Source organism: Pseudomonas sp. OVF7 (assembly GCF_030644265.1).
GTDB lineage: Bacteria > Pseudomonadota > Gammaproteobacteria > Pseudomonadales > Pseudomonadaceae > Aquipseudomonas > Aquipseudomonas gorinensis.
Genome location: NZ_CP128996.1, coordinates 2,715,601 through 2,736,491, shown reverse-complemented (window position 1 = coordinate 2,736,491; position 20,891 = coordinate 2,715,601). Strand labels below are relative to the sequence as shown.

Genomic DNA, 20,891 nt, shown 5'->3' with positions numbered 1-20,891 from the left:
AAATGTGTAGGTGCTGCAGTGATAGTAACGACGACTCAAAAAAAGCCCAGGAAATCTCCCAGGCTACTTGTTTTCTGAAGAACGCGATCGCGTTCCGATCACCCTGGCTTATGCAGGTGCTGTGTCAAATTCCAGGCATTCGGAAAGTGAGGTGAACTCAGGTCGCCGGCAGACCCAGGCAGTAAAAGCGGTGTAAGCCACCGTTAAGCCTGTGATCAGAGCCATTGTTTGCTTCTTCTCTCGACTGTTTCTCGCAGCAGCACGCACTTGAGATTCACCTTTGCGTCGAGCACTGTTCGAAAAGAGAGACGCGATCAGCATTCCAATCACCGCATAGAACACGGTGATGAGAGTGAGCTTGGCAACAATAACTAGGGTGATACTCAGAGCTCCCTGGTTTGTCCGGAAGGTCGCGAATACGGCGTATGCAATGGCCAAGATAATCCCGGTACCCAACGCTATCCCTGAGACCAAGCCAGGCATTTCAAGCCAACGAAGGATCAGAGCCGAAACGGCACCGATCGCGGGCAGCGCATTCGTGATCGCAGCATCGGTGTAGTCGGTGTAGATCGTGGCAGCCTCTGTGTGGTGTCTCCAGATCGCCAGGCAGGTGATCATAGAACCTATCAAGAGCGTGTATTTCCATGTCGGGCCTGCCCAGAAGGCCTGCCACATGCGTAACACTGCTGGTTTCTCAGCTACAGACTCAGCAGGGCGCACTTGCTGTGCCGAAACCACATAGGCTGGGCTCTGAGAGGAGAGCGCCGGTTGCACACTTTGAGACGGTGTCTGAGCCACCTGATGCTGCTGAGCAGATTGCTGTCTTTGTTGACGGGATTGTTCCTGAGCGATCCGGTACTGCTCATCTCTTTGGGAGCTGGCAAGTTCCTCTGCCTGGCGCTGAGCTTCATACTCATCTTTGCGCAGCTTCTCTTCTGCAGCGTATGCCTTACTTTTTTCAACGCGTGAGTAATTATCCAGAAAGGTGACACGAGCTCCCATGGTTTGATCGAGACACTTCTGGGTGGTGCACTGATCTCGTACGGACAGCCACTCGCGTTGTGACTGGCGCAGATCATCCGGGTGCTCTGTTTCAGCGAGGACTTTTTGATAGGCTCGATCGAGAATACTGTCGACGCCACTCAGATAGCCGTCTTTACAGATGCTGGACTCCGCGAAATTTGCAGCCTTTGAACAATCAAAGCTCGCTGCCATTGAGCTACTAGTAACCAATGCCAGCGTAAGTGCGAGAGCGTTGCGAATTATCATCCGGTTCATCCCTAATTCCGTTATTCAGTGCCCGTAGCAGGGCATAGTGGTATCGGCCGGGCATGTGAATACGTGAGGAGAACATGCATGCTCGTGTGGACGCGTCAGTTAAAGTCTTGAGCAGCAGCATTTCCTTCCCGGGGAATTTTTGTTGTCAGATGCCGACGTTGACAGGGCTGTACTACCAGCCCATCTTTCCTAGAAGAACGTCACCCGTTGTGGAACATAGCCGGTCAAGAGGCTACCTATGTTGGCTGAATTGCTGCCCAAACCGGTGTACCGTCACTACCGACGTCATCTTGGATTTCACTGCAAATTGCCGTTGGGGCATCAGAGCAAGAGATCCACGAGATTATCGCGGCAGGATTCGCAGCCGAGGGATTCAAATTGCTTAGCGAATCTGGCGTGTACGACGCAGTCGCCCTTGAAAAGATTATGCCGGTTGGGACCCTTAACGCCCGATTGGCTCGCCGACAGCGCTTAAATCTGGACGAGAGTGATCGGTTGTTCCGACTTGCACATGTGACAGCAATGGCAGAGGCGCTGTTCGGAGACGTCAAAAAAGCCCAGCGCTGGCTGAGCAAGCCTAAGCAACGTTTTGCCAAGGAACAGCCCCTCGCACTGTTATCCACTACCCAGGGCACTCGGATTGTCGAGAAACTGCTGATTCAGGTTGCCGAGGGGATGGTCTTATAACGAGTGCACTGATCTTTGGTGGCAAGTCGATGAGCCACGCTACATCGATTTTACAGAAACCAACTCTACAAGGCGGTAATTCTTCCTGGCCGCTTTGATCGCCTCCTGTTCTGCGAGACGCGTACTGAGCGTATCCGCCTCATGGACCATTGTGTGCTTCCTACCCTCAAACTCATTACCGATCCGCAGCGTGACCCTTAACACGGGGGTGAACGCTTTCACCGATCTTCTTTTTCTCCGCAGCCTTCACTGGCTGGATGTTCGAGTTATCCGAAAGATTGTCATGTTCATGTAAGGCATGAGTCTGCGCAAGTGGCAGCACCGCCAAACAGTGCTCGGCGAATCTCTGCTTCAGTGAGGTCGTGATCTTTGTATATAGCCTTGGCGTAGGTTTGAACTTGCCGCTAGTGCTTGGCTCGGCCGCAAATTGTCGTAATTCTCATCGGCTTCGGCACTGCCTTTTCAAAGGCACGTTTGCATTTACCCAAATATAACTGTCAATGTTTGGAAGCGTTAAGAATCTGAGGTCGGATGCCTCTGTCAATCTTCCACTTTTCGCGTTCCTGATGCGTCAATATCAGGCGCAAACATTGACTGTCAATGAGCAGTTCACTTACTCAGTGGGAAAGCCCAATCTTGCTGGCCTACTGCTGTGTCAATGGTTAGAGACGTAGCTGATACGTGTGTCCACTGCATGGGCAGCTCCTAAAGGTATTTTTTGAAGCTTGAGACGGTGATGTAGACGGACACACCCAACAGCACCGCGCAGGGCAACAGAATCAAAAGGGGACTGATGCTGATGGGGATGGCCAAGTAGACCGTCCAGGGCACGATGGTCAGCGGAATGATCGTCCCCCGGGCTTTGTGATACAGGTAACTTGACTCGCGGCCGGAGCCGAATTTTCGTAGATCACGCCGCACCAGGCCATCGACCAAGCCAGTGAACGCCGCCAGGGCGAACAGTGGAATCGTCAACGTCAGAATGACCATTCGCACACAGAAGGTCAGGACTGTGTATAACGCGGCTAAGCCATAGTCCTGGAATTTGATCATCGCCCGACCGAGTTCGTAGCGAAGGTTCAAGGTTCCCGTTTGTTGTGGTGATGTTGAGCGAGCGTACTGTGTCAGTGCATTTATATTGTCCTGCATGCCGGTTTTCACCATCAGCCAGTCATAGACCGTTTGTGCCAGCCAGGTTGCCGTACGCCCCGGTTCTTTGATGACAACGCTGTGCAGCAGATCCTGGGACAGCCAGCCCAGTTCATGTTGGAACATCTGCTGAGCATGTTTCCAGCCGGCATCCGGCCAGAACGTGTACATGCAAAGCCATTCAACGACGATGGCGCCGAGCAAGGAGCCGAACATCACCCCCAAGAAATGAAAAGGGGTAGAGAACAGCATGCCCAGGAAGTTTTTTTGACCTTCCTGCTGTTGCTGGGCTTTTTCCGCGATATCGGCCATGGCTCTGTTCCTTCAAGCCTATGCGGCTTTTCCGTTATTGGCCATCTGGCGGAAGTCGTCTACCAAGTCATCAGGAAGCGACTCACTTAGTGCGTCATATCCCGGTGCTTGCCACCAGTCGCTGCTGGTTCCGGATCCTTTACGCATGCCCTCAACCAAGGCCTGAAGATCCTTGGGCATCACTTCATCGGGATCGCTTGCCGGCAACGGCATACGAATCTTCCACAAATTCCCGCCCTCTATCAGGGCAAAGCATTGCCCCTTGGGTAGGGCAACCACATGCGCCGGTTCGATCATCGGTACGCTGACACTTTGGATCTGATCGTGAGTGTTAGAGGTGAAAGCGGTGTTGCCGTTAATAGCGTCGTTTGCACTGCTTGCTGGTGTACTGGTAAACACCTGGACCTTTGGCAACTGGTTGGTCAGCAGCTCGGCGGTTGCAGTCTCACGTACACGTAACATGAACAGGTTGTTGAAGTTACCGATGACTTGGCCAGCTTTAGCCCGGTTACCGATTTTTGCCTCAATATCGCTCATGGTTTGGGTATAGGCCGTGACCTGCATGCCGGCACCACCGCCTTTGTTGATCATCGGTATGAATTCATCGCCCATCAGTTCGTTGAATTCGTCCGCATGTACGTTAATTGCTACCTTGCCGCCGGTGGCCCCGGGCAAGCCATCATCGATGCCAAACTTATAGATGTGACCCGCAACTGACACCAGGTCGCTGAACATCGAGTTGCCCACCGCTGCAGCTACCTCTGTATCAGATAAAGCGTCCAGGCCGACATAGACCACTGCCCGTTTGCGGATGATCTGCATCCAGTCAAAGATTGGTCGTGGGTCCTCAAGATCCATGTAGTCGGGAGATAGCAGCTCTGCAATCCGGCCTGTGGTCAGTTTTTCCAGCAATGGCAGAAGGCTGGCCACGATCTTGTCGAAATAGGTTTTGTCATAGCGTACGGCTGATCGCAGACCCTCCATCACTGGGTCGGAGATGCGTTGCTGAGTGAGGTACATGTCCAGGGCCACCACGCGTAGCGGTCGATCCTTCATGGCGAAACTGAGGTTCTTACGATCGATCTTTCCTTCCAGCTCAACGATGGTTTGCCAGGCTTTGGGATCATTTTCAGCAAAGTGCTTCTGCGCATACTCAATAAACAGCGCGTCAATGTTTGTCACATGCTTGAGGATCTGTTCATAGTCCGGCCGACGTCCCAGTGCCACGAGGGCGCGCGCGATGATGTTGACGAAACGCCAGGCGAATTCCCGGAATGCCGCGGAATTGCCTTCCCCCGAAAGTTGGCCGGCAATGCGGGTGGCAACCTCCGAGATCCGACCAAACCGGCCGACGGCGTTGTAGCGAGCGGAGTGATCGGGCCAGCCTAGGTGGAACACGTAGAATTCCTCCAGTCGGTTTGCGCGCTTGCATTCGATGTACATGCGCTTCAGGAGGTCTGCGTCGCCTTTAGGATCGAAGACAATCACCACTTCGCGGTCCAGGTCCATTTCTACATTGCGCTGGCTTCGATGAACGGGTTGCACGCGGCGCCCCATATGAACGCGGCGCCGGGGGCTACGGCGGGTACGCCTGATGTCTTGGGTGATAAACAACTCTGCCAAGCGGGTTTTTCCAACACGAGTAGTCCCCAATACAAGGGAGTGTCCAACCCGCTCACCCAGTGGCAGGCTGACATCCGCTTCGTTCGGCTCTATACCGTGTAAGCGCGGTAGCCCCCCGACTGGAGGAAGTGGACGCGCCGGGTTAAATGGCACATCCCACGAGGTAGCCTTTGACAGCAATTTGAGTGGAAAGGGTGCGAACTCCAGACGCTCCTCAATTCTGCGAGCAAAGGTATAGATAGACGTGGGCTCGACATACTCGGCGTACTTTGGGAGGTAAGTCTCCATCAACCGCTGAGTATGTTTTTGGGTCCAGCGAAAGCCTTTACCGATGAATAGCCGCTCATTGCTGACCGGCATGTCTTTGCTGGTCATGGTGTAGTGGGGTAGGCGCCGAATATTGCGCCGGTAACGCAGCACTACCAACGCTTGTTTGAGGCGGACGAACCCTAGACCCAGAAAGCCTGTACCGGCAACCATGCCGAATAAAGGCGTCAGAGCAACCGCCCAGGGCGCGAAAATACAGAGCAACGCCGCAGCGGCACATACGCAAACTGTGTACAGCTCAACAGCAGGGCGTAGTAACGACTCAATGGTGTAGGAGGTGGTCATGGATCACTTCCTATGAGTGAAAGGGGACAATGGCCCCACTGTTTCGAAATGGAAAACGACTGGCTTGCCTGTCTCAGCGATCAGCCCATAGGACTTGGCCAGGCGGTATATGGGGTGGTAGCTGTTAAGGGAGTTGACGTGTCCAGCAATGCGCTCTCGCCAGACTTCTAGTGGCATCGCTGCCTTGCTCAAATTACACGGCACGCACGCGGGCATCATGTTGCTGATGGCGTGGTTCTCTGGCCGCCCCAAAATGATGGCACCGGAGTACTTGCCGTCCACCCTCTCTGGTTCTCGCCATACTGCTTCCATGTGGTCCGCATGCCACCGGTCACCCAACAGCACACCGCAGTATGCGCAATGGCCCGCGAATTTAGCGTGAAGCTCGCAGCGTTGCTTCTTGGTCAGCTTCATGGGGCCGGGATCCTCCTTTCATGCGTGATGATGAATTGGCCAACTCTTGCCTCGCTTGCTCAACTGCCTCGGGCAGTCGTTCTTTTAGCCGCTGACATAGCTCCACCTCGTCACCAGGTACGCGGGCGATGACGGTGCCGCCATAGAGCTTGGCGACATAGGTGACCTGTTCAAAAAGCAGTTGGCCTGCTCGTGGGTCATCTGGTTGCTTGATGACCAAGGTGATGTGCGTAAGAGAGGCCATACCCTGGTTACTGCTGGATCGTTGTGGCAGTGATCAACAGCGGGTAATGCTGGACTCCCAAGCGCTGTGCCAGATCATTTGATGGAGCCGGGACCAACTGTAGATTTCCTGCCCATCGTTGGATTTCGGCAAACCGCTCGGCGCTGGCCACGTTAACCACAAGGCCCACTGCCTGCAGTTGCTGTAACTGATCGCGGCGCTGTGATAACCACTTTCTGGAGCTTTCATCGTCGCCTACAAGAAACAATGGTTGCAGGCCAGGTGCATTGATTACCCGGCCCTGTACCTGCCCGGGTGTCAGTTGGTCAGAGCGCACTGGAAACGAGCCTTGCCCACGCACACCAATATTCTCTGACTGTGCTGACTGCTCAGTAGGTTCTGGAGCCAAGTACTGGTAGTAGGGCAGAGCGGAAACACCCCCTCGGTCTTCAACAACAATCAGCGAGGTGGCATGCACTGCCATGGGGGAGGCCAAAGACAGCAAAACAGGCAGATGCAGCAATCTATTCATGGATTATTCGCCATCAGGTTGATACCGGTGACCCGGCTGAGGTGTTTGGCAAAAGCTCGTCGGTATCGGGCAGCGGGTTCGCCTCCGGCAGGGCGGTGGTACCGACCAGCAGCGGTGATCCAGTCGCCTCCTTTGGCTTTTTGCTCAGCCAGGATCTGGGCCGTAACCGAGAGGTTTTTGTACGGATCCAGCCCTTCGCAGGGATAGCTATAACGGTGGCCGTTGGCACCGATGTTGGTTTGTCCAAGCCCGACGTCGACTCTATTTGGGCCTGCGGTCTGAAGGGCGATCATCAACGCTCTGCAAGCATCGCTGCGTGTCGCAAAGCGATATCCGGCGCCGGCGACATTCAACGTCCAGGGCCAGGGGACGATCTGGCCGCGAAGTCGGGTGCCACTCTCTTGCAGTGCAACGGAGTACAGCACCTCGGACGGAACGCCGGCAGGCAGGGCAATCAACTGATAGGCCGGTGGCGGAACCTCGGCACCGTTAGCAAATGCCGCGGTGAGCAGTAGCCCCCCCGTTAAAGCCGCGCGAATTACAGACGCTGCCATTGTCCATTCACCTCGCGTACCACGGCCGGCAGCTCACCGCCGAGTCCAAGGCCAAGCCATCGACCGGCATCGTGATTCAATGTGATCTGTCGGCTTCTCACGCTGGCCGGTTCGACTCCAGCCAAGATGGCCCAGCGGCGAATTATTTCGTCATCACCTTGACTACCAACGAAGTACAGATCAAAGGACTGTTTCTGGTTTTGTAAGTCTTTGACGCGGTCAATACATGCGTTGCAACTGTCTTGAACAAAAACGGCTAGTCGTCCAGTGCCTTTCACAGCAGTTAACGCTCCCGAGCCAGGAGCAGATGCAGGGTTGGACGATAGTTGGATGACTTTTTCATTGGGGTAAAGACGTGCGAAGGCTTGGTCATAGGCCCTTTGGTACGCCAGTTCCTTATCGATACGCTGTCGCTCGGCTCGCACCTGCAGCTCTGCATAGCGTCGCCGCTCCTCCTCCGACTTCGCTTCGATGCCAAGTGCTGTCAGAGGATCCAGGCCTGGCGAATAGATTCCGCGAGGACCCTCCATCACAGTTTGAAAACGGGACCATTCTTGGGGGGTCAATCCCCACTCGCGGGCGAGTTCTGTCTGACTTGCTCCTTGAGAAGAGTTGTGAACTTCACTGTTCTGAGTGTTCGAGATCGACGTTGATTGCCCCGAAGCCGCATGACAGCCGTATGCAAACGCGAAGGTGGCCAAGCCTGCAATGAAACCCAAAATGTTCCTGGGCTTCATTGTTTTCGAGGAAGTGGTAGGGGAGTGCATAAAGGAGGTCCTATTGCGCGACGGTTACGGTTTGAGGTGTTCCGGCCACGTCAAAGCGTGCGGATCTTCCGTCCAGCGCGTTGAGTCGCCAGGCGGTGCCCGCCACAGCGTCACCAGGTCGGATAAGGTAAATTTGATTCAACTGCGTGCTGCCAGGCGGTGCTACGGACAAAAAGCGTTCACCGCCGCGATACTCGATACCGACAACGGTAAAAGGGGGTGTTTGCGGTGTGACAGTGGCGGTAGCGGGCGGTTTTGGCCGCTTTGGTTGGCGGGCAACGGGCTTAGGCTTGGGCTTGAGGGGCACAGCAGTGGTTTGTTTGATGCGTGACTGACTGAGTTCTTGAAGACGGCTATCGAGTGTTTCGACGCTGGCTTTGAGGACTAGCAATTCACCAGCAGACGCAGCATTTTGAGAGATTTCTTGCGCTGACTCCGTCGCTTGCTTTGCATACGCTTGTGCGGCATCAATTCGATTCGATAAAGCCTGCTGCCCAGCTCGGAAGTCCTCGTTGGTCACCAGGTGGTTGCCGGCTACCGTGCCCAGTCGCTCATCGACTTTGCCAAGCCGCGTCAACAACGCATCGAGCGACTCTTTGTCTGCAGTCGCAGCCAAGCTGGTGCGGAGTTGGGAGAGTTGATGATGCTCATAACACAGAATGCCTGCCAATAATGCAAGGCACAGACTGAGTATCGCTGTGGTTCGAGTAGGGCGTGGTAGGTTCATGGGCGTCCTCGCGCAAAAGCGAATACACCCTCTCAAACCAGTCTCTTAGGTGCATCAGGAAATAGGTTTTCCAGGACGCATGGTTTTTGAAGTGTCGAGTTGGCCGCTGGTAAATTGGGATCGTTATAAAAAAATGGCCACCCGAAGGTGGCCGTCAAACTATGAAGCAATGAGCTGCCTTGCAAGTGTCATTTCAACTGAATCACCATCTTGGTTCAGCGAGTCGAGACCAGAATCTGGCACATCTCCCGACGTGCTTTGAATCACGGCGATTTTCTTGGCCATCAACTGCAGGCAAGTAATCTGAGAGCTGCCGGCATAGCCAAAAAAACACCCTCACTGGCTGCTTTTGCCCAATCCGCCATCACCGTCGAAATGCCTGTTGCAAGGTGTTGGGTAAAGCCATATACCGTAGCCCCACTGCGCGGAGTAAAGTCTTAAAAACCCGTGATAATGATCTGCGGAGTCAGAATAAAGTGGGTAACCGTCCGGCCAGGTCATCTACCCAGCTCTGCAAAGCGAAGACATGGTGTGCATTTAAATTAAGTGGACACCAATTCTAGCCTTTCAAGCGGGTATTTCATGCAGCCAACACGCCGTTCCTATTCCAAATCCTTCAAAGCCCAGATCATTCAAGAGTGCGCCCAACCAGGCGCTTCGATTGCCAGCGTCGCGCTCGGCCATAGCCTCAACGCAAACCTCGTCCACAAATGGATTCGGCTGCAAACGCAGAAAATTCCGGCACACCCACCTGCATTTATTCCGTTAGCCATGCCGCTGGCGGGGGCGAACTCCCATCCAGCATCATCGAATATCTGCGTTGAAATACAGCACCCGCGCGCCATCATCAAAGTGGACTGGCCCACTGAAAGTGCTGCCGCCTGCGCGACTTTTCTTCGAGATATTCTGCGATGATTCACATCGACTCCATCTGGCTCGCCACCGAACCGATGGCCATGCGCGCAGGCACCGAAACGGCGCTAGCCAAGGTGATCGCGGTGTTCGGTGCGGCGCAGCCGCACTGCGCTTATCTGTTCGCCAACCGCCGCGCCAATCGCATGAAAGTGCTGGTGCATGACGGCTTCGGAATATGGCTGGCGGCGCGCCGGTTAAACCAAGGCAAGTTCCACTGGCCTGGCATCCGCCATGGTCCTGAGATGGAACTGGATGCCGAGCAACTTCAAACGTTGTTGCTGGGGCTGCCATGGCAACGCGCAGGTTCTGGAGGCTCGATCACACTGCTTTAACGGCAGCCATTAGCCTATCGGTCTATCGTCGCGAAACGCCCGCTCTGGCAAAGTCCGGCGTATGACTTCTTCGCCCAATCTCGACCAACTGTCTCCCAATCAACTGCGCGTCCTCGCAGCGCAGTTGCTCTCGCAAGTCGACACTATGGGCAAGAAAATCAACCGTGATCAAACAGTCATTGAGAAACAGACCCACGAGATCGCCCAGCTCAAGCGTTTGAAGTTTGCCAAGCGCAGCGAGCAGATGAATCCTGAACAGGCCAGCCTGCTAGATGACCTGATCGATACTGATATCGCGGCGATTGAGGCCGAGCTTCAGGCGTTGCAAATAGCACCAGAGGCGACCGAGGAAAAGCTAAGGCCCAAGCGCACGGCATTGCCGGCAGAATTTCCGCGAACGTTGATCCATCACGAACCGGACAACACTCACCGCCCATGCGGCTGCGCCCTGAAGCGCATCGGTGAGGACGTTAGCGAGAAGCTGGACTACACGCCCGGCGTGTTCACCGTCGAACGCCATGTCCGTGGCAAGTGGGTCTGCGATAACTGCGAAACGCTGATCCAGGCACCGGTTCCGCCGCAGATCATTGATAAGGGCATCCCGACTTCGGGCCTGCTCGCACACGTCATGATCGCCAAGTTTGCTGACCATCTGCCGCTTTACCGTCAGGAATCGATCTTAGGTCGAGCGGGCTTGGCGATTCCACGTTCAACCTTGGCTCAATGGGTTGGCGTGACCGGAGTTCAGTTGCAGCCGCTGGTCGATGCGCTGCGCGAAGTAGTGCTTGGGCAACAAATCATCCACGCAGATGAAACACCGGTGCAGATGCTCATGCCGGGAACAAAGAAAACCCACCGCTCCTATGTGTGGTCCTACGCTACCAGCCAGTTCTCGGATGTGGCAGCGGTGGTTTATGACTTCAGCCCCAGTCGCGCCGGAGAGCATGCTCGCGACTTCCTTCAGGACTGGAATGGCAAGTTGGTCTGCGACGATTTTGGCGGCTACAAGGCCAGCTTTGAACTCGGCGTGACCGAGATCGGCTGCATGGCCCATGCACGGCGCAAGTTCTTTGAACTGCACGCTACGAATAAAAGCACGCTCGCCGAGCAAGCCCTGCGCTATATCCAGTTGTTGTACGAAATCGAAAGAGAAGTCAGAGACCTGGAGCCGGATTTACGGCGCCGAATACGGCAAGAAAAAGCCGTACCGGTGAAGGATAGGCTGCATGCCTGGATGAACGCGCAGCGTGATCTTGTGCCCGAAGGTTCGGCCATCAGCAGAGCGCTCGATTACAGCCTTAAACGCTGGGCAGCGCTGTCGCGCTACCTCGATGACGGGGCGGTTCCCATTGATAATAATTGGGCGGAGGTGCGACACGAAGTCGCTTAATGAAGTTGTTCCCCCTTGGTGGGAACCACCCGTGTCACCGGGTGAATCTAGAAGGCTGAATCAAGAGCGCCTTCGACAATGTTACGAGGCGCCGCAAGGTGCGGGGTACCAATCGTGAGAGGCGTACCCTTCTGGCAGCCATGGCCGGACAAGTGCTAGATAGTTGGTATGGTGAACACACGTGAATCTGCGCAACGATCGTTAAATTAAGCGAGCGGAAATGGCTTACACGCTCGAACCAAAATGGTAATGGAGGTGGGAACTGCGTCTTTCTACTACGCATTCGTGACCCACATGCCTCCCGGTCGATAGCAGGCACCTAACCCGACGCACTTCAGTAAGCGGAACGTGGAAATCCCGTATCGCTCCCGTCAGGGAAAGCCGTTTGTAAAAATTGCCCATGGCGGTGCGGGCGAAGGAACGAGGAAAAAGCGAACGCCGTCCTGTAATGGGTTGGATAGAGGTTGAAACATCACTTCACGCGAAAGCGGGCAGACGTCCTCATGGTCTCTCTTCACACGAGAGTAGGTAGAACCCTTTCAACGGAAGGAGAGCAAATGAACGCAGCAGCATTGGCGTGTGCACCTTCCGGCACGTCGTGGGACAGCATCGATTGGATCGCCGTACAACGTCGTGTCAGAGGGCTGCAAGCGCGTATTGTGAAGGCTGTACAAGATGGCAGACATAACAAGGTGAAAGCCCTGCAATGGCTGCTGACTCACTCGTTCAGTGGCAAGGCATTTGCTGTGAAACGGGTGTCTGAAAACAAAGGCAAAAATACCCCCGGCGTGGACAAGGTTACTTGGAATACGCCTAGGGCCAAGCTCGGCGCGATAGAGTCGTTGACGCGGCGAGGTTACTCGCCGCTCCCGCTTCGGAGAGTGCTTATTCCGAAGAAAAACGGCAAAACGAGACCTCTTGGAATTCCCGCGATGAAATGCCGGGCCATGCAGGCGCTTCATCTGCTGGCTCTGGAACCGATAGCGGAAACTACCGGCGACCCGAACTCTTATGGGTTCAGGCCGGAACGCTCAACTGCGGATGCCGTCGCACAGTGCTTTGGTGTGCTGTCACGAAAAGCAAACGCGGAATGGGTGTTAGAGGGCGACATTCAAGGCTGTTTCGACAATATCAGCCATGACTGGTTGATCGCCAACATTCCCATGGACAAGGCGATTTTGCAGAAATGGCTCCGGGCTGGTTATGTCTACCAAAAGCAGCTATTCCCCAGCCACGCCGGAACCCCGCAGGGAGGCATCATATCCCCGGGGTTGGCGAACATGACGCTGGATGGGTTGGAAGCGATGCTGGCGAAGAGATTTCCCAACGCGAAGTGGACAGCCCGAAAAATGCGCGTGGTGCGTTATGCAGATGATTTCATCATCACTGGTTGTTCGAAAGAATGGCTGGAGAATGAAGTCAGGCCCGCCGTGGTTGAATTTCTGGCAGAGCGTGGACTTGTCCTCTCTCCGGAAAAAACCAAGATAACGCACATAGGGGACGGGTTCGACTTCCTCGGATGGAACCTGCGCAAGTACAACGGCAAGCTCCTGATCAAGCCGTCCAAGGCGAACATCGGGGCTCTACTTGCCAAGCTGCGAGAGTTGATCAAGACCAACAAAACGATACGACAGGCTAACTTGATAGGTTTGCTCAACCCGGTTCTACGGGGCTGGGCGAACTATCACAGTCATGTCGTCGCCAAGAAGGTCTTCAACCAGGTGGACAGCGCAGTGTGGGAAATGCTCTGGCGATGGGCGGTACGTCGCCACCCTCGCAAGACACGCCGATGGGTGAAGGATCGGTATTTCAAAGTACAAGGGGCGCGCCGTTGGGTGTTCTCGTGTACTGAAAAATCCGCCGATGGTCGGAAGCGTCAGTACACGCTAGTAGACGCCTCAGACACACCGATTGTGCGACATATCAAGATTAAGGCTGCTGCCAACCCTCACGACCCTGCATGGGATGAGTACTTCGAGTCCCGCTGGGGCAAGAAGATGCTCACTTCCGTTAAAGGTCGAGCCAAGCTGTATCGGGTATGGGTGCAACAGGGCGGCAGGTGCTGCGCCTGCTTCAAGCCGGTGACCAAAGACACACCGTGGCACAGTCGCCATATTGTGAAGCTAGGTCATGGCGGGACGGACGCTGCGGCTAATCTTGAGATTTACCACCTGCGTTGCCCACGAGATGTGCAATTTGCCAATGTCGACGATGTATAACCGGGTGCCCAATGGCGCCTTAGCAGAGGCTTGAGCCGTGTGCTGGGAAACTCGCATGCACGGTTCTTAGGGGGTTGGACGCGGGCAACCGCGTCTGACTACCCGACAACCAGATCCGGCCATGGGCTCTTGGGCGCAAGAACTGGCTCTTCGCCGGGTCGCTACGCAGCGGAAAACGGGCTGCGGCGATCATGAGCTTGATCCAGTCAGCGCGGCTGAATGGCCATGATCCGTACGCCTATCTAAAGGATGTTCTCACGCGCCTGCCGACGCGGCGCGCGAGTGAGATTAACAAGCTGCTGCCGCACAGGTGGGCACCTGTTTAATCGCGCAGGGTGTTTTGTGCTTATGTCTTCCCTGGCATCTACATTTTGCGCCACACCAAAGCAGGAATTGCTCGGATGTAAATTAGTTCGCTGACCAACTCAATCAGCGTTTGAGTAATCACTGCTGCCGCAGCGAGCCCTCTGATTTCCTCGGGCAAGGCCAATGCCAATGGTAGAACTACCAATGAGTTTCGTGTCGAACTGCTGAAAGCGACAGATCTTGCCGTGCTAGCCGGTAACTTAAACGCCCGAGCCACCAGCGCACCCACCACGGGTGCCAAGAGCATGAAACCAATGTAGACGGGAATAACAGGCAGCAGCTTGTCCATGTCTCTGACCACCGTTGAAATCTGAGAGCCGATCACTACGACCAATACAGCCGCCATAGCTGGCACAGGCATCCAAGCCCATACATTGTTCCAGCCCTCAACGATGCGTGACCCCTTTGCCCCGGCAGCTGTTGCTACTGCCAAGACCAAGGGTAAAGCGATCAGCACTACGAAGGCCTCAACAAATGGGCCGACCGATATAACCACCGCCGAATCATCACTCACCATGAAGGCTAGATAGAGGGGTAGTAGCACAAGCTGAAGCACGAGTAGTAATGGTGTTGCCGCCAGAGTCAGTTTGGAGTCGCCCTTACCGATATGGGTAAACACAACAACATAATCGATACAAGGCGTCAGCAAGACCAATAGTGCGCCCACCAAAATCGCCGGGTGGTCGGCTAGGCCCATCGTCAACGCCCAAACCAACAGGGGGATGGCGACGAAATTGGCGGTCAGCAGCGCGGTCATGAAACGCTTGTTTGCAAGCCCTTTGCGAAGATCCAAGAATGGGATCTGCAGAAACATGGCGTACATCAGCACAGCGATGGCTGGTGTCACCAACGCACCTAACGCTTGAGAGGCATCAGGTGCGAGCAGGCCCCCGATAGCCGCGACAATGACCGCGACGAAGTAAACGGGAATCTGGTTCTTCTCTAGCTGTTCTCTGTCCACGGAATGCCCTTAAAACGCGTGAAATCATTTTTCGATTGAGCAGGTTAATATCTGTAGCTACTACAGGTTCAAGAAAATGCTTGGGGAGTTTGGATGTCAGGAATCGGAGCGCTGTCGAAATCAACGGGTTGCCACATTGAAACGATTCGCTACTACGAGAAAATAGGCCTTCTCCCTCCGGCCCTACGGTCGACAGGGCGGCATCGAATCTATACCGAAAAGCATCGGTCACGACTCATCTTCATCAGGCAGAATCGTGAACTGGGCTTTCCACTCGACGATATCCGCGAACTCATTGCGCTCGCGGCAGATGCTGATCGTCCGTGTGCTGATGCGTTGTCGGTGGTCAAGAAGCACTTGGCAGAAGTGGAATCTAAGGTAGCTAAGCTCCTGCAGATCCGGATAGAGCTGCTCTCAATGGCAGGCACGTGTGAGTCAAGATGCCTAGGCTCGAACACTCCAGACTGTACGATTATTGAGTCACTGTTCGAACCCGCTGCTGGGGCTCGCTCTGGTTGCTGCTCCTAGACGAGTCAAGAGCATAGGGGAGCAAGCTGCCATTGAAACCGAATAGCGCGATAGTCTCGACAGGGTCTTTCGAGCGTCCGTCTACACCAAACGGGCTGGTGCAAGATGTGTTCGGCAGACGCTTACTAAAGTGGTGCGCCACTGCTGGCATAAAAATATCAAGCTATAGTGTTTGGGGCCCTCAATCTCGTGACCGTACTGAGCGAACGCTTACACGGCAGACGTTTGCCAGGGCATATACCTATCAACTGAAGGAGCAAGTTCTATGGCCATCAAACCTGGGCCCAAGCCAATTGCCGAATCAACCGGCAAGACAGACCAGCGTCGCCGTGTAACCCCCGAGAACAAGCCTAAGCATCCCGACCTGGACGTGCATAAGCACAAGAAGGGTGATTGATGAGACCCCGCCAGACATGGCGGGGTTTTATTCTCGGTTAGCAGGTGTCACCGGATTTCCAGTGGGCATCTCCTAATTAATGCCGAAAAGCTTGTAGTAGGGTTGTTGAGGAGGACATGCTGGTGCGACTGTGTCGAGGAGCTTTCTGGATATTTCTACCCTTAACCCTGTCGGCTACCGATGGTAATGAGCGCTTAGAGAGGTCTACAGCCGACACATGCCAATGGCGTCGAAAACCATCATGGCGGATTTCTCCAAACGTTTACTCGTAGGCTTCACAACGCGATTGACGACTTGCTCGATATGCATGACTCCCAGGGTGAAAGCTGAGTGGGCATTTGAGGTGCTGACCAACCTGGCTGATGCATCGCAGCATGCAGCTATCAGGCGCTCGCACTGAGGGACGTAGACTCGAGCGGCGCCCTCGGCCCAGTCGAAATTTCAAACTCATTGCTTGACACTGTAGCTACTACAGGCTGTTCAATGACGCCATATCCTTATTGGTAGATGCGTCATGAGCCAGGAAAACCCGTCGAAAGCCAAATTGCACCTCGTGCCGAAGTCGGACGATTGCTGTTCTGCTGACCCCCGCGAGACCTTCGCCAAACAGGTTCATTCTCGTGCACATCATGTTGAGCATGGGCCTGATCACGCCGAGAGCTTGGGCAGAACGGGATCGCATGCGTGCGGTTCGAAGGATTCTCAGCCTTGTGGAGCCAAGTCCACCGACCATAATCAAGACCATAGCGCACACGATCATGGCACTTCAGCTCAAGCCCATTCCGATGCCGACCATTGCTGTTTGAGCAAAGTGGATTCCGCAGGGGCGGTGACTTCACATTCGGCCATGGCTGAGCCAGAAGGCACGACCCTGGTTCGGTATCGCATTGATAAGATGGATTGCCCTACCGAAGAGCGGCTAATTCGTAATCGCTTAGAGCCGATGCCTGGCATCGCACGACTTGATTTCAATCTGTTGGATCGTGAGCTGACAGTGCATCATCGCTTGGATGATCCGAAGGCGATAGTCATCGCTTTGACCGCGCTGGATATGGGGCCCAATCTCATCGAGGCCGGCGCAACCCCGAATGCCATTTCACCTGCTCTGACGACGCGCTTGAAAGGGCTGCTGGCGGTCAGCGGTCTAGCTGCCATCGCCGCTGAAGTGATCGCTTGGACGACCGGACAGGAGGGTTCTTTGCCTGTAATGTCCTTGGCTGCGCTGTCCATTCTTACTGCTGGTCTACCAACTCTGAAGAAGGGGTGGATCGCTGTAAAGAACTTCACATTGAACATCTACTTCTTGATGTCTTTGGCTGTCTTGGGTGCCATGGTGATTGGCAAGTGGCCGGAAGCCGCGATGGTGGTTTTCCTTTTCGCTATTGCCGAAGCCATCGAAGCACTCTCACTTGAGCGAGCGCGTAACGCGATTAAATCGCTGACTGCATTAGCTCCTGAGACTGCGGAAGTCATGACCGAAGCTGGCTGGAAAGAACACCCGGTTGAGAATGTCGTTCTCGGCAGCCGTATTCGTGTTCGCACAGGGTCGCGGGTACCGCTGGATGCGAGGGTGGAATCTGGTCGTGCTGCTCTCGACCAAGCCCCTATCACTGGTGAAAGCTTGCCAGTAGATAAGGCAGAGGGGGATCCGCTATATGCTGGCAGTATCGTGACAGACGGCGTCGTGGAGGCGACTGTCACGGCAGTCGCTGGCGAAAGTACGCTCGCTCGTATTGCTGCCGCGATTCAGGATGCGCAGTCTCAGCGGGCGCCGACGCAGAGGTTCGTTGACCAGTTCGCACGGTATTACACCCCAGCCGTAGTGGCGGTGGCATTTCTTGTTGCCGTTTTAGGCCCAGTGCTGCTTGGTGGTACGTGGGGTGAATGGTTGTATGAGGCCCTGGTGTTGTTGGTCATCGCGTGTCCTTGTGCCTTGGTCGTCTCAACGCCTGTCACTGTTGTGAGTGGTCTTGCCGCAGCCGCACGGCATGGAATCTTGATCAAGGGTGGTGCCTACCTGGAAAGCGGGCGCCTGCTGAAGGTGGTTGCTCTGGATAAAACAGGCACGTTGACTCAGGGCAAGCCAGTTCTGACTGACTCAGATATATTCAGTGACTTGTCTATCGAGAAGGCAACTTTGATTGCTGCGAGTCTTGATGAGCAAAGTACCCACCCAGTAGCGAAAGCATTGGTCAATGGGTGGAAATCGCAGCAGCCTGGCGCTGTGGCTCTGCCTGTCAGTGACTTCAGTGTGCTAAATGGCCGAGGCGTGAAAGGCACGATCGACGGTCATCTTTGGCATCTAGGCAACCATCGTTTGGTTGAGGAGTTGGGCGTGTGTTCTTCGGAGCTGGAGGCCAGACTTTCACGGCTTGAGGAAACTGGCAAAACGGTGATCGTGCTATGCGGCAATAGCGGCCCCGCCGCGATATTCGCGGTCGCAGACACAGTCCGACCGGAGAGTGTTGAAGCTGTGGCTGCTTTGAAGGCTTTGAACGTGGTTCCAGTAATGCTGACTGGGGATAATCCTGCGACGGCGAGGTCGATCGCTGAGCAATTGGGCATCGAGGATGCCCGTGGAAATCTGATGCCAGAGGACAAGCAGACTGCAGTCGCTGAACTCAAACGCAGATATGGCGCCGTTGGGATGGTTGGTGACGGCGTTAATGACGCCCCCGCCTTAGCGCAATCCGATATAGGTTTCGCAATGGGAGCCGCAGGGACAGCGACAGCTCTCGAAACAGCTGACGTTGCGATCATGGACGACGACCCTCGAAAAATCGCGTACTTTATCAGCCTGAGTCGCCGATCCGCCTCGGTTCTAAAGCAAAACATCATTTTGGCTCTGGGCATAAAAGTTGTCTTCTTGGCGTTGGCTCTCTCTGGTTTCGCGACATTGTGGATGGCCGTTTTCGCCGACATGGGGGCGAGCTTGCTCGTCGTATTCAATGGCTTGCGGCTGCTGCGTCGGTGAAATGGCTGCTGCGTTTTATATAGCTCATTCGCTGGAGGAGAGAACCATGCACTGCCCAGTTTGCAAAGAAGTACTGTTGGTAATGTCGGAACGTCAAAACGTTGAAATCGACTATTGCCCGCAATGTCGAGGTGTTTGGCTTGACCGGGGAGAACTCGACAAGATCATCGAGCGTAGCCAGCAGGAAGAACAAGAAGCTCGTTTTCTTCCACAGAGCGTATCTCAGTCGCTGCAAGGTACACCTCCGTCTGAACCTGTGTATGCCCAGCCGTCTTCTGGCCACCATGACAACAAACGCGGCACTAAGCACGGCCACTCCGCGCCGCAGCCTGGTCACGGTGGTGGTTGGCGGGACGGATATCAGAACGGCCATCAGAATCAGTCGAGGCATCAGGAAGAGCAGGTTTATCATAAGAAATCGTTTTTACGGGAAATTTTCGACTAATATTTGCTTGGATACAGCGATCCGCTAATCAGACTCCAGCCGGAAGATTTGATCAGCCGGCTGTAGCTTTTTCGAAACCCGGTATCCGGTATTCAACCAGTTTAGTAGAGCGGTTCCTCAGCCACTAGCGGGCCCGAAAATCCTGTAAAACCGTCTCTCCCCTTGACTTGCTCATCCCAATTACCGGGTAGGCGCTGCGTCGGTCACCTGACTCCATTCCGAGCGATCCCACGGGCATACCGAAGGCAGCTATTCCGTCCAGATTGGCTCGTCGACTTAGTTCAGCAATTTGTGTGACCGGAACATGGCCTTCGACGAATTTCCCACTTACAACTCCCGTGTGGCACGACGCCAGATTTACGGGTACGCCGAGCTTCTCGTTCATATCGCTAATGTTGTTTTCCATATAGTCGACCACTCCTTCAGATAAGCGATCCACCTGGTCCAGCAGCCACAGTTAGGGGCTTTGTAGACGGCAATTGATTACGCTGCCTGTAACAATGAGGCTGCATTTAGCGTTGCAACGAGTGCAATGACTTGAACGGTCTTTTTGAATGAATTCATGGCTGATGCTACTTAACGAAGAGAAAGAGAGGAGGAGTTAGCGTGCATAGCCTCACCGACGGTGGCCAGATGGCCGTGACTGGGGTTCAGTTCCAGCCGCTGGTTGATGCGCTGCGCGACGTGGTTCTCGGGCAGCAGATTATTCAAGCCGATGAGACACCTGTGCAAATGCTCATGCCGGGAACTAAGAAAACCCACAGTTCTTATATTTGGTCCTATGCCACCAGCCAGTTCTCGGACGCGGCAGCGGTGGTTCACGACTTCAGCCCTAGCCGCGCCGGAGAACACGCTCGCAACTTCCTGAATGACTGGAAGGACAAGCTGGTCTGCGATGATTGTGTCGGTTACAAAGCCAGCTTCGAACTAGACGTGACCGAGATCGGGTGAATGGCTCATGCGCAACGTAATTTCTTTGAGCTGCACGCTAAGAATAAAAGCACGCTTGCGGAGCAAGCTCTGCGTTATATCCAGTTGTTGTACGAAATTGAAAGCGAAGTCGCGATCTGGGGCCGGATTTACGACTCCGAATACGGCAAGAAAAAGCTGTACGGGTGATGAATATGCTGCACGCCAGGTTGATTGCCTAGCGTGACCTCGTGCCTGAAGTCTCAGCCATCAGCAGAGCACTCGATTACAGTCTCGAACGCTGGGCAGCGCTGTCGCGCTACCTCGATGACGGGGCTGTACCCATAGACAATAACTGGGCAGAGAACCAGATCCGATCATAGGGCCTTGGGCGCAAGAACTGGCTCTTTGCAGGGGCCTTACGCAGCGGAAAACGTGCGGCAGCGATCATGAGTCTGATCCAGTCTGCGCGCCTGAATGGTCATGATCCGTATGCATATCTGAAGGATGCTCTCACGCGGCTGCCGACGCAGCGGGCGAGTGAAATCGATCAGTTGCTGCCGCAATCTTTTTAATC

The 20,891-nt window shown here is 54.7% G+C and carries 19 protein-coding genes and 4 pseudogenes; 11 read left to right on the top strand and 12 right to left on the bottom strand.

Annotated features, from left to right (window positions below; translation table 11 throughout):
* Nucleotides 1-108 precede the first annotated feature (108 nt).
* A complete protein-coding gene (locus QU606_RS12515) occupies nucleotides 109-1,278 on the bottom strand; it encodes a hypothetical protein (protein ID WP_169878783.1) in 1,170 nt (389 codons plus the stop codon).
* Between the two features lie 378 nt (nucleotides 1,279-1,656).
* Between QU606_RS12515 and QU606_RS12510 the strand changes: the two genes are divergently transcribed.
* Entirely contained in the window at nucleotides 1,657-1,965 is a 309-nt protein-coding gene (locus QU606_RS12510) for an antitoxin Xre/MbcA/ParS toxin-binding domain-containing protein (protein ID WP_229999808.1), read from the top strand.
* A gap of 705 nt (nucleotides 1,966-2,670) precedes the next feature.
* On the opposite strand, the gene QU606_RS12500 is transcribed toward QU606_RS12510, so the two are convergent.
* The 9 genes and pseudogenes from QU606_RS12500 to QU606_RS32910 all read right to left on the bottom strand — a co-directional run.
* A complete protein-coding gene (locus QU606_RS12500; RefSeq protein ID WP_008437388.1) occupies nucleotides 2,671-3,426 on the bottom strand; it encodes a TIGR03747 family integrating conjugative element membrane protein in 756 nt (251 codons plus the stop codon).
* An 18-nt stretch (nucleotides 3,427-3,444) separates the two neighbouring features.
* A complete protein-coding gene (gene traD, locus QU606_RS12495; RefSeq protein ID WP_024073353.1) occupies nucleotides 3,445-5,661 on the bottom strand; it encodes a type IV conjugative transfer system coupling protein TraD in 2,217 nt (738 codons plus the stop codon).
* Between the two features lie 3 nt (nucleotides 5,662-5,664).
* Entirely contained in the window at nucleotides 5,665-6,075 is a 411-nt protein-coding gene (locus QU606_RS12490) for a hypothetical protein (protein WP_008437384.1), read from the bottom strand.
* The gene (locus QU606_RS12485) at nucleotides 6,035-6,319 is read right to left on the bottom strand and encodes a hypothetical protein (protein WP_024073354.1); all 285 of its coding nucleotides are present in this window, start codon (nucleotides 6,317-6,319) and stop codon (nucleotides 6,035-6,037) included. Before QU606_RS12485 ends, QU606_RS12490 begins: the two co-directional genes overlap by 41 nt.
* 7 nt (nucleotides 6,320-6,326) lie before the next feature.
* The gene (locus tag QU606_RS12480) at nucleotides 6,327-6,830 is read right to left on the bottom strand and encodes an integrating conjugative element protein (RefSeq protein WP_008437383.1); all 504 of its coding nucleotides are present in this window, start codon (nucleotides 6,828-6,830) and stop codon (nucleotides 6,327-6,329) included.
* Complete coding sequence (locus QU606_RS12475) at nucleotides 6,827-7,384, bottom strand: lytic transglycosylase (protein ID WP_008437382.1); 558 nt, start codon at nucleotides 7,382-7,384, stop codon at nucleotides 6,827-6,829. Before QU606_RS12475 ends, QU606_RS12480 begins: the two co-directional genes overlap by 4 nt.
* Nucleotides 7,369-8,121, bottom strand: coding sequence for a TIGR03759 family integrating conjugative element protein (locus QU606_RS12470; RefSeq protein WP_024073355.1), 753 nt, complete (start codon nucleotides 8,119-8,121; stop codon nucleotides 7,369-7,371). The genes QU606_RS12475 and QU606_RS12470 overlap by 16 nt, the downstream gene beginning before the upstream one ends.
* A gap of 40 nt (nucleotides 8,122-8,161) precedes the next feature.
* Complete coding sequence (locus QU606_RS12465; RefSeq protein ID WP_024073356.1) at nucleotides 8,162-8,878, bottom strand: hypothetical protein; 717 nt, start codon at nucleotides 8,876-8,878, stop codon at nucleotides 8,162-8,164.
* 159 nt (nucleotides 8,879-9,037) lie between these two features.
* Nucleotides 9,038-9,269: pseudogene (locus QU606_RS32910) on the bottom strand (DEAD/DEAH box helicase); the annotation flags it as partial.
* A gap of 191 nt (nucleotides 9,270-9,460) precedes the next feature.
* On the opposite strand from QU606_RS32910, the gene QU606_RS12460 reads away from it, so the two are divergent.
* The 5 genes and pseudogenes from QU606_RS12460 to QU606_RS12440 form a co-directional block, all read left to right on the top strand.
* Nucleotides 9,461-9,793 (top strand): transposase, encoded by a 333-nt coding sequence (locus tag QU606_RS12460; protein ID WP_073844970.1) that lies wholly within the window; start codon nucleotides 9,461-9,463, stop codon nucleotides 9,791-9,793.
* Nucleotides 9,790-10,125, top strand: a complete 336-nt coding sequence (gene tnpB, locus QU606_RS12455; RefSeq protein WP_024073357.1) for an IS66 family insertion sequence element accessory protein TnpB — start codon at nucleotides 9,790-9,792, stop codon at nucleotides 10,123-10,125. The genes QU606_RS12460 and tnpB overlap by 4 nt, the downstream gene beginning before the upstream one ends.
* A gap of 61 nt (nucleotides 10,126-10,186) precedes the next feature.
* Nucleotides 10,187-11,494: pseudogene (locus QU606_RS12450) on the top strand (IS66 family transposase); the annotation flags it as partial.
* 578 nt (nucleotides 11,495-12,072) lie between these two features.
* A complete protein-coding gene (ltrA, locus tag QU606_RS12445) occupies nucleotides 12,073-13,734 on the top strand; it encodes a group II intron reverse transcriptase/maturase (protein WP_024073359.1) in 1,662 nt (553 codons plus the stop codon).
* Between the two features lie 104 nt (nucleotides 13,735-13,838).
* A pseudogene (locus tag QU606_RS12440) lies at nucleotides 13,839-14,060 on the top strand (transposase domain-containing protein); the annotation flags it as partial.
* A gap of 38 nt (nucleotides 14,061-14,098) precedes the next feature.
* Here the strand turns inward: QU606_RS12440 and QU606_RS12435 are convergent.
* Nucleotides 14,099-15,061 carry an arsenic resistance protein gene (locus QU606_RS12435; RefSeq protein WP_024073360.1) on the bottom strand — a complete coding sequence of 321 codons (963 nt, stop codon included), beginning with the start codon at nucleotides 15,059-15,061 and terminating at the stop codon, nucleotides 14,099-14,101.
* 93 nt (nucleotides 15,062-15,154) lie between these two features.
* Between QU606_RS12435 and QU606_RS12430 the strand changes: the two genes are divergently transcribed.
* From QU606_RS12430 to QU606_RS12415, 4 genes are all read left to right on the top strand, one after another.
* The gene (locus QU606_RS12430) at nucleotides 15,155-15,589 is read left to right on the top strand and encodes a helix-turn-helix domain-containing protein (RefSeq protein ID WP_024073361.1); all 435 of its coding nucleotides are present in this window, start codon (nucleotides 15,155-15,157) and stop codon (nucleotides 15,587-15,589) included.
* A gap of 265 nt (nucleotides 15,590-15,854) precedes the next feature.
* Nucleotides 15,855-15,986 (top strand): hypothetical protein, encoded by a 132-nt coding sequence (locus QU606_RS12425; RefSeq protein WP_024073362.1) that lies wholly within the window; start codon nucleotides 15,855-15,857, stop codon nucleotides 15,984-15,986.
* Nucleotides 15,987-16,500: 514 nt separating this feature from the next.
* On the top strand, nucleotides 16,501-18,960 hold the full coding sequence (locus tag QU606_RS12420) for a heavy metal translocating P-type ATPase (RefSeq protein WP_024073364.1): 2,460 nt from the start codon (nucleotides 16,501-16,503) through the stop codon (nucleotides 18,958-18,960).
* Between the two features lie 46 nt (nucleotides 18,961-19,006).
* Nucleotides 19,007-19,405, top strand: a complete 399-nt coding sequence (locus QU606_RS12415) for a zf-TFIIB domain-containing protein (protein ID WP_073844972.1) — start codon at nucleotides 19,007-19,009, stop codon at nucleotides 19,403-19,405.
* Between the two features lie 124 nt (nucleotides 19,406-19,529).
* Here the strand turns inward: QU606_RS12415 and QU606_RS12410 are convergent, their stop codons facing one another.
* Nucleotides 19,530-19,790 carry a DUF411 domain-containing protein gene (locus QU606_RS12410; RefSeq protein WP_306418380.1) on the bottom strand — a complete coding sequence of 87 codons (261 nt, stop codon included), beginning with the start codon at nucleotides 19,788-19,790 and terminating at the stop codon, nucleotides 19,530-19,532.
* Between the two features lie 254 nt (nucleotides 19,791-20,044).
* Here QU606_RS12410 and QU606_RS12405 point away from each other — a divergent pair.
* A pseudogene (locus QU606_RS12405) lies at nucleotides 20,045-20,889 on the top strand (IS66 family transposase); the annotation flags it as partial.
* Nucleotides 20,890-20,891 lie beyond the last annotated feature (2 nt).

Coding starts and splice junctions, on each gene's coding strand:
- QU606_RS12515 (WP_169878783.1), bottom strand. CDS start 1,278: ATGAACCGGATGATAATTCGCAACGCTCTCGCACTTACGCTGGCATTG.
- QU606_RS12500 (WP_008437388.1), bottom strand. CDS start 3,426: ATGGCCGATATCGCGGAAAAAGCCCAGCAACAGCAGGAAGGTCAAAAA.
- traD (WP_024073353.1), bottom strand. CDS start 5,661: ATGACCACCTCCTACACCATTGAGTCGTTACTACGCCCTGCTGTTGAG.
- QU606_RS12490 (WP_008437384.1), bottom strand. CDS start 6,075: ATGAAGCTGACCAAGAAGCAACGCTGCGAGCTTCACGCTAAATTCGCG.
- QU606_RS12485 (WP_024073354.1), bottom strand. CDS start 6,319: ATGGCCTCTCTTACGCACATCACCTTGGTCATCAAGCAACCAGATGAC.
- QU606_RS12480 (WP_008437383.1), bottom strand. CDS start 6,830: ATGAATAGATTGCTGCATCTGCCTGTTTTGCTGTCTTTGGCCTCCCCC.
- QU606_RS12475 (WP_008437382.1), bottom strand. CDS start 7,384: ATGGCAGCGTCTGTAATTCGCGCGGCTTTAACGGGGGGGCTACTGCTC.
- QU606_RS12470 (WP_024073355.1), bottom strand. CDS start 8,121: ATGAAGCCCAGGAACATTTTGGGTTTCATTGCAGGCTTGGCCACCTTC.
- QU606_RS12465 (WP_024073356.1), bottom strand. CDS start 8,878: ATGAACCTACCACGCCCTACTCGAACCACAGCGATACTCAGTCTGTGC.
- QU606_RS12460 (WP_073844970.1), top strand. CDS start 9,461: ATGCAGCCAACACGCCGTTCCTATTCCAAATCCTTCAAAGCCCAGATC.
- tnpB (WP_024073357.1), top strand. CDS start 9,790: ATGATTCACATCGACTCCATCTGGCTCGCCACCGAACCGATGGCCATG.
- ltrA (WP_024073359.1), top strand. CDS start 12,073: ATGAACGCAGCAGCATTGGCGTGTGCACCTTCCGGCACGTCGTGGGAC.
- QU606_RS12430 (WP_024073361.1), top strand. CDS start 15,155: ATGTCAGGAATCGGAGCGCTGTCGAAATCAACGGGTTGCCACATTGAA.
- QU606_RS12425 (WP_024073362.1), top strand. CDS start 15,855: ATGGCCATCAAACCTGGGCCCAAGCCAATTGCCGAATCAACCGGCAAG.
- QU606_RS12420 (WP_024073364.1), top strand. CDS start 16,501: ATGAGCCAGGAAAACCCGTCGAAAGCCAAATTGCACCTCGTGCCGAAG.
- QU606_RS12415 (WP_073844972.1), top strand. CDS start 19,007: ATGCACTGCCCAGTTTGCAAAGAAGTACTGTTGGTAATGTCGGAACGT.
- QU606_RS12410 (WP_306418380.1), bottom strand. CDS start 19,790: ATGAACGAGAAGCTCGGCGTACCCGTAAATCTGGCGTCGTGCCACACG.